This window comes from Pseudomonas sp. FG98 (assembly GCF_057808595.1).
Genome location: NZ_JBMDIJ010000047.1, coordinates 22,457 through 35,515, shown reverse-complemented (window position 1 = coordinate 35,515; position 13,059 = coordinate 22,457). Strand labels below are relative to the sequence as shown.

Genomic DNA, 13,059 nt, shown 5'->3' with positions numbered 1-13,059 from the left:
AGCATCGCTGGCAAGCCAGCTCCCACAATGACCGAGTGCACCGCCAAACCTGTGGGAGCTGGCTTGCCAGCGATGAGGTCCTGAAGAACACACAACAACAAAAGCCTTGAAAGGCAAGCAGTCCACTTCCCTCTGCCCACCACAACATTCCAAAAGCATTTGCATCGAGGATCGAGTGATGGAAGAACAGAAAGCCCCCACGGTGGAGGAGCTTAAAGCCCTCATCGACATGACCAATACCCTGAACATGGAGATCTTCTACTGGTGGTGCATCGCCTTGATGATCCTGATCCATGCCGGGTTCCTCTCCTACGAAATCGGCGCTTCGCGCCTGAAAAACGCCCTCGCCGCCGGGGTCAAGAACATCCTCGCCTTCGGCTTCATCGTGCCCACCTTCTTCCTGTTCGGCTGGGCCATCTACAACGCCTTCCCCGACGGCCTGGTGCCGCGCATGGACGCCCTCGCCGCAGCCATGCCGTGGAGCCAGTCGATGGGGCCGAACATCAAGGACAACGCCACCGGGATCTTCTGGGGCGCCTTCGCCCTGTTCGCCGCCACCACCGGCTCGATCCTCTCCGGGGCGATCATCGAACGGGCGCGGATGAGCGCCTTCATCATCATGACCATCCTCCTCGGCTCGGTGCTCTGGCTGTTCGGCGCCGCCTGGGGCTGGCACCCGGAAGGCTGGCTGACCGTGCAGTGGGGCTACCATGACGTCGGCGCGGCCGGGGTGGTGCACATGATCGCCGGCTTTTTCGCCCTGGCCGTGGTGATCAACCTCGGTGCGCGCATCGGCCGCTTCAACCCGGACGGCAGCGCCAATGCCATCGTCGGCCACAGCATGCCGATGAGCGTGGTCGGGCTGATGCTGATCATCGTCGGTTTCTTCGGCTTCCTTGGCGGCTGCATCATCTACAGCTCCGGCGCGCAGTGGATCAACATCTACGGCCAGCCGACCACCCTCTCCGCCTTCGCCTTCAACACCCTGATGGGCTTTGCCGGTGGCCTGATCGGCGCCTACCTGACCACCCGCGAGCCGTACTGGATGATGTCCGGCGGGCTGGTCGGGATCATCTCCGTGGCCCCCGGCCTGGACCTCTACCACCCCGGCCTGGCCTACCTGATCGGCATGGGCGTGGCGGCCGTGGCGCCACTGGTCAACAACCTGCTGCTGAAATTCCGCCTCGACGACGCCGTTGGCGCCTTCGCCGTGCACGGCTTCGGCGGCTTCGCCGGGCTGGTGATCAGCGGCATCTTCCTCGCCGGCTACCCGAACATGAACGGCATGGCCGAGATCAGCTTCATGGGGCAACTGGGCGGTGCGGTGGTCATGGCCTCGCTTGGCTTCATTCCTGGCTACATCGTGTCCTGGGCCCTGAAAAAGGCCGGCGTGCTGCGGGTACCGGCCTATGCCGAAGAGCGCGGCCTCGACCTCACCGAAGTCCCGGCCCAGGCCTATCCGGAATGGAGCGGCATCTACGGCGAGCCGGCCAGCAAACCCAAGGCGAACCTGATCGCCGAAAGCAAAGCCACTGTCTGAGGAGCGATACGAGATGAGCATCAGTACCTACGAAGGCGCCAGCGCCGTCTTCACCTTCGCCGACAAACCCGCCGTGCTCGGCGTGATCACCGTGGTGGTGATCGCGGTGACCCTGTATGCGCTGGTGACAACCTTTGTGCATGAAAAGCACAGCTATGCGATGGCGGATGAGGAGCTGCCGAAGTTGAAGTGAGATGAAATTCGGGGCCCGCAGTGCGGGCCCCGAGTGATGATTGCTCAGCGGTTGGCGGGTGTAGGGCGGTCGCCGATGCAATCGGGGGCGTTGGGGCCGATATAGATCAAACCCGCTGTCACTTCCGGATCGCCTTTGCTACCCCACCAGAGTTGCCCACTGTCGTGCTCCAGGTCGTAGATCTTGCTCTGGCCAAGGAGTTGCCCGGTGCGCTGATCGTAAAGTCGATAGAAACCGGGGTATTCCCACCAAGGAAACCAGGTGGTAGGGCCAAAATCATCCGGATGCGACCAGCGATGGAATATATCGGGCAACACCCAAAAGGGCTTGAAGGCCTCGACCCGATAACAACCATTCGGGCTGATTGTTGGACTGCCCAATGGCTGTGCCAATCCGGTTTCCCACCACTCGGAGGCGAACCAGAGACCGCCGGCTAATGCAGCGCAGAGCAATAGAGACTTAGCAGTGGTCACAGGATTTCATCCAGGCTGATCAGAGGGTTGACGTTGTTGAGCCGGGCGATCACCTATGCAGTCGGGGGCGTTGGGGCCGATGGTGATCAACCCTGCTGAAACAACGGGGTAACTCTTGCTACCCCACAGTATCGGACCACTGGAAGACTCCAGATCGTAAATACGGCTTTGCCCCAAAAGCTGCTCGTTACGGTGATCGTACAAACGATAGACCCCTGGATACTCCCACCAGGGAAACCAGGTCCATGGCCTGTCTTCATCATCCGGTGGCGGCTCTCGGTGGAAGATATCGGGCAGTATCCAGAATGGCTTGAAACGTTCGACCCGATAGCATCCATTCGGGCTGACCACTGGTTTTCCCAGTGGTTTTGCCAATCCAGTTTCCCACCATTCGGAGGTGAACCAGAGCCCGCTAAAAACTGCGGCACAGGGGAACAGAGTTTTGACCACTCTCATGACTCCCCACCGAGGTCGATCAGATGCTCATGCCGCCGCCAAAGGACATCAGAATAAACAACGAAGTCTCCACCAAAACCTGTCTTTTCTCTGTAACGGCGAAAGTCCGAATTGGTTACAGCTGCGAAAGGTGTATCCCCCACATTGATAATTGTCTGCCCTGAAGACGTCAGGCTAATGATCGTCTCGGACTTCGACAGCACACGATCCTCAGTCCAAGTACCCAGGTACTGCGGCCCATTGAAATCATAATTATCCCTGATGTAAAAACCGACATATGAAACCTTGAAGTAGTGCCGAACACTTTCGGTTATAGCATCGACCTCGGTATGCACCGCTCCAACCACACCAACCTTTAGCGTTCCCCGCCCCAGAGCACCATACATATCGTCCAACGTATCAAGTGTTTTTCCGAACTCAGAGAAATTCACCTGCGAGACAGCATCCATCTGTACGGCAGACATATTGAAAAAACCCAGCTCGAATGGACAGCCTGGTACCCAACCAGCTGCCAGCAAGCGTTTTCTCAGCAATTTAATCGCGTTGGGTGTATCAATTAGAGTCTCAGCAACCTTTATTGCATTCTGAACACCTTCATATCTAATTGCCCATTCCATCTTTACGATTCGGTCGTCACAGTTGGCTGCGCCGAGACTCATTGAATTAGGCTGAGTTCTCGTGTCCTTCCACTCCGCTGGCATTGCCCACGCCGGACTATCAAACCAACGCTGCATAAGCGCTGCAGCCGTTTCCCAGCCCATATTGCGCATGGCTTTTGGCAGGCGCGTCAGTGCCAGCCGGTTGATCACTACCTTCTTGGGCGGGTGGTCCTTACCCGGTGCAGTATCCAGGGTGGCATTCGGCAGTACATAGAGAGTATCCGGGCCCAACGCATCGGCCCGTTCGAAGTCGTTCAAGGACATGGCATTACTCCAGGATAGGCGTCGCGGCGCCGGTGGCGATAACCAGATTGGTGGTGTTGGCGCTGTAGCAGATATGGCTGTACCCCTCTTCATTGAGGGTATCTCCAGCCAGACAACAGTCATTTTTCAGCAATGCGTACTGACGCGTTCCGCACGGCATGCCGCGTTGATCGAACAACTGGAAGCAGCCACTGCACCGCTCGATTCCCGTCTCGCCAGCAGGTGCGCTCACCGGATGTCCGTGCGCCACGCTGGACGCCCGGGGTGCATGGTTTGCTGGCTGATGCGGAAGGGAACCAGCGGTTCGGGAAACTGACGGCTCAGATTTTCCCTCGTACCTCATGAAGGTCTGCGAATTAATCAAACGCGCACGACAAGGACACGAACTGATGCTGTCCAGCGTGCCCGCCATCAACCGCCCATGGCTGTCGAATCCTTGAATCCCACCCACAATCTGGAATGTCCCGCCGGTCACTCCACAAGTCACCGGATCCCCTGCCCGGGCATGAGCGAAACCAAACAGGTTGATGGACTCATCGGTAGACAGGACTACACCGCCACAGGTGGTCTTGTCTCCCGAGCGGATAAAAAAGCCTTCAATCATTGAACCTCCAATCCCGGCGTCTCCGTCATTGCAACGGACGCCTATCTGGTTGATGGATGACACTGGCTTTCCACAGATCTGAAAGGCAGGTCATCCGAGCGGCCAGAGGATGGAAGTTTTGGCAAAAGAAAGAAGTAGGAATACTCTGCCAATCAACCGGGAAATTGCTTTGCAGGTGCGATGGCAGCGGCGGCATCCGACAGATGATCACAATCCGGCGCTACCGTTTCGAAATCGATCTGGTCGGCCTGATCGAAGCTGAACACCGCATCCTCCCTGCCGGTCAGGTCCAGTTTCAGCAAGGGCACGCGGCGTCCCGTCGCGAAGTAGATGCGGCATTGGTGCTGCTGCACGCGCCAGAACGGAACACCATCGACCGGGTAGTAGAACACGGCTTCGACTGGCAAGCGCGACACCTCCTCCTGGCTCCAGATCGCGATGATCAACTCGTTCCATTGATCGTGCCGGGGACTGTCCTCGGGGATGAAGGGGCGGGATTGCATGCTATGCAGAAAGCCCTTGGTATCGCTGTCGAAGCTGCAACTGAAGCGCTGGTCGGCAATTGTGGCGAAGTAGCTGCCCCAGGCCTGCGGGCTGTTGATGCCCTGCTCGGCACAAGGGCGGCTCTGCAATGTCGGCGACATGTCGAAACGCGAATAGCCGCAACTGTCGGGACGCGAGTCGGTATAGGCATCGACCGGAAAGGCGCAGCGCGCCCGTAGCGGCACGAACCCGGAAGCCTCCTGCAGACCCACGACATAGCCCGCCCAGCCCATCTGGTACAACCGGCGGACACCCAGATCCCTGCGAGCGAACGAGAACGACGCACCATTTCGGGCGATCTGCGTCGGCGTCGGATCGAGCGGCTGCAGATCAGAATTGAACGGATCCAGCACACGGACTGCGACACCGCTGCACAGATAGGCCGGCTGCCCGGCACAGTCATCCACGATGTTGAGGTAGCGTGCGTTGAGCCGGTCGGCGACGACCTGGCCATCGGTGCTTTGCCCTCCCGAGTCTCGGGACACGCACGCAGTCAACGAAAGTACTGCACAGCCCAGGACTACCGAGTGGAGAAGGCGAGCGGTCATCGTGCAGCTCCTTGGGTACGTGTGATGACAACGTCCGCATTGCACGCCTTTGCCACGATTCCAACAACTGGCATTTTTATCAGGTGGCCTGACTTGCCCCACCGGAGCGCCGAGCACAGAGACTGTGGCTGATGCAGAACCCTGTGGGAGCGGATTTATCCGCGATTGGGCGCGAAGCGGCCATCAAACCTGCCTCCTAGGTGTGTCTGACAGAACCGGGACTCAGGTTCTACGACGGCTTCGCCGCCGATCGCGGATAAATCTGCTCCCACCTGGACCGCGTCGCCCCTGAAACTTGAACCCAATCCGAGATGTGTAGATACCTATGCTCATCGCTGGCAGCTCCCACAAAGTCCGCGTCGAACCAGCACACCCGGGGGGACTCAACACGCCAGATGTTCAGGCCACCTGCCCCTCCCCAACCAGCTTCAACCCAACGATCCCACCCACGATCATCATCAAGCACACCCCCTTCAACACCCCCAGCGATTCGCCAAGAAACACGCTGCCGTAGATCACCGTACCCAGCGTGCCGATCCCGACCCACACCGCATACGCCAGCCCCAGTGGCAGTTCCCGGACCGACAGGCTCAGCAGGTAGATGCTCAAGGCCAGGAACACCCCGCAATACAGGCTCGGCCATAGCCGGGTAAAGCCATCCGTACGGGGAATGATCGAGGCATACAGCACTTCGCAGGCCCCGGCCGCCAGCAGATACGTCCATCCATTCAGCCAACCCACGCGCTTTCTCCTTTCACGACAAATGCAAACGCCGGCACTCAAGCGCCGGCGCTGTTTTCAAACCTGGATCAGTTGGAATACTTGTACCCGACCTCGCCATGGGCAGAGAGGTCGAGGCCATCGACTTCCGCCTCTTCGTCCACCCGCAGCCCGCCACACAGCGCGGCCGCGACCTTGAAGGCGATCCAGCTGGTGATGGCCGAGACGGTGATGCTGAACAGGATCGCGCCGGCATTGACCGACAGTTGCTCGATCAGCCCACGACCTTCGACGAAGCCCTGGCCGCCAATCGCGGTGAGGGCGAACACCGGGGTCAGCAGTCCGCCGAGGATGCCGGCGACACCATGCACGCCGAACACGTCGAAGGCGTCGTCGAGGCCGATCATCGGCTTGAGCTTGTCCACCGACCAGACGCACACGGGACCGGCGATCAGGCCCAGGAGGATGGCACCCATCGGCCCGACATAACCGCAGGCCGGGGTGATCGCCACCAGGCCGGCGATGGCCCCGGAGATCGCGCCGAACAGGCTTGGACGCCCGCGGTGCTGCCATTCGACGATCATCCAGCCGAGGGCGCCGGCACAACTGGCGAGCATGGTGTTGACCATCACCAGCATAGCGAAGCCGTTGGCCGCCAGGGCACAGCCGCCGCAGAAGCCGAGCCAGCCGACCCACAGCATGCAGCCGCCGGTGAAGGTCATGGTCATGTTGTGCGGGGCCAGTTGCGAGGTACCGAAGCCGCGCCGACGACCCAGCATCCAGGCACCGACCAGCGCAGCGATACCGACGTTGAGGTGCACCACGTTGCCGCCGGCGAAGTCCTGCACGCCGAGGTTGAACACCCAGCCGCCGCCCCAGGCCATGTGCGCCATGGGGATGTAGTTGATGGTCAGCCAGATGGCCATGAACACCAGCACCGCGGCGAACTTCATCCGCTCGGCGAAGGCACCGACGATGATCGCCGGAGTGATCGCGGCGAACAGCAGCATGAACAGGAAGTACAGGTATTCGGGCAAGGTGCCGACCACCGTGTCCTTGGTCACGCCGATCATGAACAGCTTGTCCAGACCGCCGATCACCGCCTGCAACGAACCGCCGTCGGCGAAGGTCAGGCTGTAGCCGTACACGGCGAACAGCACCGCCATCAGCGACGAGGTGCAGAACACCTGCATCATGATCGACAGCACGTTCTTGCTGCGCGCCATACCGCCGTAGAACAGCGCCAGGCCCGGCAGCATCATCAGCAGCACCACCAGCGAGCACAGGGCCACGAAGGCGGTGTCGCCACTGTTGATCGCCGGCGCCGCATCCTCGGCGAACGCCGACGCCGCGAGCGTCATCAGGGAAAGGCCCAAGGTACCGCGGACCACAGGTGAAAACCGGATCATTGCCCATTGCCTCCAATCGATGGGAATGCCCGCACCCCGTTTCGATACGACGGGCCGGCATTCGAATGCCCCCGGCAAGGCTGCGCTCGCCAGGGCCGTTGAGTTGCAGCGATGGGCAACGCAATAGGTCTGCCAAGTTTGCAATGTTTCTTCACATTTACTGCAAGTGGCTGAATCGACGGGTTTTTTATTCAGCGATCCAGGGCGATCAAGCCATCGCATAAAATTCCTTAAAGGAAATTTAGTTTCTTTTAGTGCAATAAATGCCACTTGCTCACCAGAATGGTGCTCGACCCGGAACGCCTCTGTTTCGGACCTTTTCCTGTCCAGATAGGCAAGAAATTTGGCATACCGTAAACCAGAAAGTGTTTGCAAATAGGAATTAGCCGCAGATAAGATCCCGCGCCTTTTGCGTTGTCCTACAACTTCCTGCCAGGATTCTTATAAAGATGCGTCGCACGTTCGTTTCCCTGTGCCTGCTTCCCGCTGCTCCCGCAATGGTCTGGGCCGCCCAGCCTGCCACTGATTCCGCCAGCCTCCAGCTCGATGCGCTGAGCATCAATGCCACTGCCGCCGACTACGAGCGCGCCGACGGCCCGGTGCAGGGCTACAAGGCCAGCCGCTCGGCCAGCGCCACCCGCACCGACACCGCCCTGCACGAAACCCCGCAGTCGGTCAGCGTGGTGCCCAAGGACGTCCTGGAAGACACCGGCTCGACCCGACTGCAGGACGCCCTGGACTATGCCGGCGGCGTCGGCCGGGCCAACAACTTCGGCGGCCAGGGCCTGACCACCGTCACCGTGCGCGGCTTCACCACCGGCGAGTACTACCGCAACGGTTTCCCGATGAACCGCGGCTACCCCAACGCCCCGGATGCCGCCAGCGTCGAGCGCCTGGAAGTGATCCGCGGCCCGGCCACCAGCCTGTATGGCCGTGGCGATCCCGGTGGCACCTTCAACGTGGTGACCAAGCAGCCTTCGGCGGAATCGAAGGTCACCCTCGGCAGCCAGTTCGACGACCAGGGCATGCACCGCGCCACCCTCGACGCCACGGGTGCGCTGAACCAGGACGGCAGCCTGGCGTACCGCCTCAACCTGCTCGGCGAAGGTGGCGAGAGCTTCCGCGACAACGTCGAGAGCGAGCGCTACGAAGTGGCGCCGGTGCTCAGCTGGCAGGTCAACGACAGCACGAAGATCGTTTTCGAAGGCGACTTCATGCGCAACAACCACCCGCTGGACCGTGGCCTGACCCGCTACACCACCCAGACCGGCAGCGCCTCGCGCGACACCAATATCTGGGAGAAAGGCAGCGACAACATGCTGCACAACGACAACGACATGGCCCAGCTGCGTTTCGAGCACATGCTCAATGACAACTGGACCCTGGGCGGTGGCATGCAATACCTCGACGGCTCGCTGGACGGCTACGCGGTGGAAGCCAACGGCGCCCCGGCCGATGGCCGCACCCTGCAGCGCAACTTCAACTGGCGCCGCCTGGAATGGACCGACCGCGACTACCAGTTGAACCTCACCGGCCACTTCGATACCGGCGCCTTTGCCCACACCCTGCTGACCGGTGTGGAATATGAGGACTACGACTACAACTCGATCATCCTGCGCTCCTCGGCGGCCAACGACACCTACCCGATCGACATCTACAACCCGGTCCTCGGCCAGTCGCGCCCGGCGCTGACCCGCACCACCACCCACGACAAGGAAAACCTCAAGACCTGGGCCTTCTTCATCCAGGACCAGGTGGCCCTCACCGAGCGCCTCAAGGCATTGGCCGGCCTGCGCCTGGAGCGCTTCGAGCACCGGTACGACAACTACCTGCCGGGCTCCACGGACTGGGAAGCGGCGGACAACGCCGTCACTCCGCGCTTCGGCTTGCTGTATGACCTGACCGATACCGTGGCGGTTTACGCCAACACCGCACGCTCGTTCAAGCCCAACACCGGTGCATCCCGTGAAGGCAGCGGTTTCGAGCCGGAAAAAGGCAAGTCCTACGAACTGGGCGTGAAATGGGAAGCCCTGGAGCGCCAACTGGCGGTGGACGCGGCGATCTACCACATCGTCAAGGAAAACGTGCTGACCCGCGACCCGATCGACCCCAACTACAGCATCGCCGCCGGCCAGGTGCGCAGCCGCGGCCTGGACATCAATGTCGCCGGCAACATCACCCCTGAATGGCGCCTGATCGGTGGCTATGCCTACGTCGATGCCGAGGTCACCAAGGACAACCGCCTCCCCACCGGCACCCGCCTGGCCAACATCCCGCGCAACAGCTTCAGCCTGCTCAACACCTATGAGTTCCAGGACGGCTTCGCCAAGGGCCTGGGGCTGGGTGTGGGGGTGAAATACGTCGACGACCGCAACGGCCAGACTGAAGCGGTGACCTACACCATGGAGCAGTACAGCGTTGTCGACCTGCTGAGCTTCTACAAGGTCAACGAGCATGTGCGGCTTAACCTGGATGTGAAGAACGTCTTCAACAAGGGGTATGACGAGGGGGCGTTCAATACCTATGCCTATCCGGGGGCGCCGCGGACGGTGCAGGCTGGGGTGGCGTATACCTTCTGATCGGAAGCTGGAAGCCTTCTGGTCCGCTCTCAGGAGGCTTCCGACCGACCTGTTAACTTAACGAGGTCACTACTTTTCGGCCTTCAGGTTTGAAGGCTGATCACCTATGCAATCAGGAGCGTTCGGGCCGATGGGGATCAAACCCGCCCTGACTACCTGACTGCCTGGGTACCCCCAGGTCAGCGGACCACTGGCACTCTCCAGATCATAGATTTTGCTTTGCCCTAGCAATTTGCCCGTTCGCTGGTCGTACAATCGATAAAATCCCGGAATTCCCCATCTGGGAAACCAGGTCGGCGGTCGGTCCTCGTCAGGATGTGATCTGCGATGAAACATGTCAGGCAGCACCCAGAAGGGCTTGAGTTCCACTACCCGATAACACCCGTTCGGACTGAGTATTGGATAATCGAGAGGTTGCGCCAACGCTGTCTGCCACTTTTCGGAAGCGAACCAGATGCCTGCGATACCTGCAATGCACAACGCCAGAACTTTCACGCCTCCCATTGCAACTTGCCCAGATCAATGACCTGTTCATGCCTGCGCCACAAAACGTCGGAATAAATCACGAAGTCGCCACCCTTTCCGGTCTTGCTTCGATAATTTCGAAAGTCAGGGTTGCTCACCGCTGCGAATGGCTCCTGCCCAAAATGAATAATCGATTGGCCAGACGGCGTTAAACTGAGGATCGTTTCCGATTTGCTCAAAACCCTGTTCTCAGTCCAAGTTCCGAGATATTGCGAACCATTGAAGTCATAGTTATCCCTGATATAGAAACCGAGGTAGGCAACCTTGAAATAATGACGAGCACGATTGGTTACGGGGTCAAGCTCTGAATAGGCCGTTCCAACCACGCCAACCTTTACAGTCGCTTTGCCCAGTGCACCGTACATATCGTCAAGCGTGTCTAACGTATCGCCAAGGTCGGCGATATTCACCTGCGATACTGCATCCATCTGAATTGCGGACATCCCGTAGAAGCCAAGATCAAACGGAGCACCTGGGACCCAGCGCGCTGCCTTCAAACGTCTTTGCAGCAGGTCGATAGCATTGTTCGTAGCGATACGTCCTGCCGCCACCTCTACCGCCCTCCGGCAACTCGAAAACTTCATCGCCCATTCCATTGTTACTATGCGATCGTCGCAGTGCGACGCATCGAGACTCATGGAGCCAGGTTGAGTACGAGGGTTCTTCCATTCCGCCGGCATCGTCCAGGCGGGATTATCGAACCACCGCTGCATCAATGCCCCTGCGGTATACCAGCCCATTCTATCCATGGCACCCGGTAAACGGGTAAGAGCAAGCCGCTTGACCATCACTTCTTTCGGAGCATGGTGCTTGCCCGACTCAGTATCCAGCGTGGCATTGGCAAGCAGAAACAGAGTATCCGGACCAAGTGCCTCGGTAAGTTGAAAATCATTGAGGGACATTGGTATTTACTCCAGAACTGGCATCGGTGCGCTGATCGCGATATTCAGGTTGACGGGATTGGAGCTGTAGCAAATGTGACAGTAGCCCTCATCATTGAGAGTATCCCCAGCCCGATATGATCCATTACGCAGTAAGGCGTATTGGTGGGTGGCGCAAGGCCAACCGAATTGATCTAACAATTGAAAAGAGCCACTACAGTGCTCATCATCCGGCTCGGCGGGTGTCGCAAGGGGCATGGCCGTCAACGGAGCAGCATTGCTCGATTGACGTGGTGCCATAGGAACCACGCGACCAAGAGGCGACTCCTCCTCATAGTCGTAAGTCATCCAGGTCATCGAATGTTGCAGTTGCGCACGACACGGACAGGAACTGACGCTATGCAGAGTTCCAGCGACGCGTCGTCCATTGTTACCAATCTGCTGGAGACCACCCACGATCTGGTACATCTTGCCTGTCACGCCACAAGTCACCCTATGGCCCTCAAGGGCGTGTGCAAAACCAAACATATTGACGCAATCATCGCCCTCGATGACTACACCACCACAGGTGGTTCGGTCGCCTTTACGAATGAAATATCCTTCAGCCATCTGGCCTCCTTTCTCATGCTCCGCTCAGAAATACGGAAGTGCACATTGAGATAAAGGGCGACAACAGCTATCGCCCGAGCGGTCAGAGGATGGAGATTTCGAGCGACTAAAGAAGTAGGAAAAATCTGTGCGTAACGCTGGAAATTTCCATACAGACATCGATTGCCATCATGCTGCCTTGCTCTTCAGGCAGTACTCACGACTGCGCGTGTGAGTGAGGTACGAGGAAACAAGGAGAATCGAATGGGAGTGGTGAAGGTTCTTCCACTGGCTGTGACGTAAAAAGCGTACGACTGATGCTGCATCGGCCTACGGCTCTTCGCCGATATCCGACTTTTATATAGGCAATTTCCCAAGCATACTTTTCCGCCTGTTCAGCCGTTGCACTCCTGGAAATCGGGTCCTAGTCTTCGCCGGTCGTTGAAAAATCGGCGACACAGGCTTCGCGGCCTGCTTGCGAAAGGTGCTTCAGCAACGCCCACCATGATTGCAGACGTTTTGCGTCTGCTGCTTGTGCAATGGCGGCTGTGCGTGGGAGATCCTCGGGTCTGCCGGGTTCCTTTTGCCTCGGTCCGCGAACCCACGTACGGCTGCCACCCCTTCGTTTCGCGGCGTCGGTTGGCAGCTTCACCGCAGAAGGAGATGCACAATGAAAAAGATCGTTCCGGATCCACCCGCCTCACATCGGCGCACCACCGCCAACATCCATTTCGGCACCTGTGCCGGCGCCCATCCCCATATCTTTTGCCGTCTACCCGGACGCCGATATCGAAGATGCCCTGGCCCATCTCTCCGCCGCCCTCACTTCGGCCTTCGAAACCAATGCCCAGCTTTGCGACATGCTGTCTCGTCCCTTGGCGGCATAGGTATCTACACATCTCGATCAAGCACAACACGAACCCCTGTGGGAGCGGCTGTTAGCCGCGATTGGCCGCAAAGCGGCCATAAAACCTGTGCACTCGGTGTGTCAGTCAGACCTCGGACTCAGGTTTTACGACGGCTTCGCCGCCGATCGCGGCTAACAGCCGCCCACAGGGTCCGTTTTGCACCTCGCCA

12 protein-coding genes are annotated in these 13,059 nt (G+C 59.2%); 3 read left to right on the top strand and 9 right to left on the bottom strand.

The genetic code is table 11. From position 1 onward, the window contains the following. Positions 1–178 precede the first annotated feature (178 nt). Complete coding sequence (locus tag ACODSK_RS22500) at positions 179–1,540, top strand: ammonium transporter (RefSeq protein ID WP_489019295.1); 1,362 nt, start codon at positions 179–181, stop codon at positions 1,538–1,540. Positions 1,541–1,553: 13 nt separating this feature from the next. Beyond that, positions 1,554–1,733 carry a hypothetical protein gene (locus tag ACODSK_RS22495; protein WP_330077274.1) on the top strand — a complete coding sequence of 60 codons (180 nt, stop codon included), beginning with the start codon at positions 1,554–1,556 and terminating at the stop codon, positions 1,731–1,733. A 44-nt stretch (positions 1,734–1,777) separates the two neighbouring features. Here the strand turns inward: ACODSK_RS22495 and ACODSK_RS22490 are convergent, their stop codons facing one another. From ACODSK_RS22490 to ACODSK_RS22460, 7 genes are all read right to left on the bottom strand, one after another. Further along, positions 1,778–2,206: a hypothetical protein gene (locus ACODSK_RS22490; RefSeq protein WP_489019294.1), complete on the bottom strand. Its 429-nt coding sequence runs from the start codon at positions 2,204–2,206 to the stop codon at positions 1,778–1,780. A gap of 6 nt (positions 2,207–2,212) precedes the next feature. Then, positions 2,213–2,662 (bottom strand): hypothetical protein, encoded by a 450-nt coding sequence (locus tag ACODSK_RS22485; protein WP_489019293.1) that lies wholly within the window; start codon positions 2,660–2,662, stop codon positions 2,213–2,215. Then, positions 2,659–3,585, bottom strand: coding sequence for a DUF6402 family protein (locus ACODSK_RS22480; protein WP_489019292.1), 927 nt, complete (start codon positions 3,583–3,585; stop codon positions 2,659–2,661). The genes ACODSK_RS22485 and ACODSK_RS22480 overlap by 4 nt, the downstream gene beginning before the upstream one ends. 4 nt (positions 3,586–3,589) lie before the next feature. Further along, positions 3,590–4,189, bottom strand: a complete 600-nt coding sequence (locus ACODSK_RS22475; protein ID WP_489019291.1) for a PAAR domain-containing protein — start codon at positions 4,187–4,189, stop codon at positions 3,590–3,592. Between the two features lie 152 nt (positions 4,190–4,341). Then, positions 4,342–5,280 (bottom strand): hypothetical protein, encoded by a 939-nt coding sequence (locus tag ACODSK_RS22470; RefSeq protein WP_489019290.1) that lies wholly within the window; start codon positions 5,278–5,280, stop codon positions 4,342–4,344. A 399-nt stretch (positions 5,281–5,679) separates the two neighbouring features. Next, positions 5,680–6,021 (bottom strand): DMT family transporter, encoded by a 342-nt coding sequence (locus ACODSK_RS22465; RefSeq protein ID WP_489019289.1) that lies wholly within the window; start codon positions 6,019–6,021, stop codon positions 5,680–5,682. 68 nt (positions 6,022–6,089) lie between these two features. After that, entirely contained in the window at positions 6,090–7,409 is a 1,320-nt protein-coding gene (locus tag ACODSK_RS22460; protein WP_489019288.1) for an ammonium transporter, read from the bottom strand. Positions 7,410–7,858: 449 nt separating this feature from the next. Between ACODSK_RS22460 and ACODSK_RS22455 the strand changes: the two genes are divergently transcribed. Beyond that, positions 7,859–9,988 (top strand): TonB-dependent siderophore receptor, encoded by a 2,130-nt coding sequence (locus tag ACODSK_RS22455; RefSeq protein WP_489019287.1) that lies wholly within the window; start codon positions 7,859–7,861, stop codon positions 9,986–9,988. 491 nt (positions 9,989–10,479) lie between these two features. Here the strand turns inward: ACODSK_RS22455 and ACODSK_RS22450 are convergent, their stop codons facing one another. After that, positions 10,480–11,415, bottom strand: coding sequence for a DUF6402 family protein (locus ACODSK_RS22450; RefSeq protein ID WP_489019286.1), 936 nt, complete (start codon positions 11,413–11,415; stop codon positions 10,480–10,482). A 6-nt stretch (positions 11,416–11,421) separates the two neighbouring features. Then, positions 11,422–12,003 (bottom strand): PAAR domain-containing protein, encoded by a 582-nt coding sequence (locus tag ACODSK_RS22445; RefSeq protein WP_489019285.1) that lies wholly within the window; start codon positions 12,001–12,003, stop codon positions 11,422–11,424. Between the last annotated feature and the right edge of the window lie 1,056 nt (positions 12,004–13,059).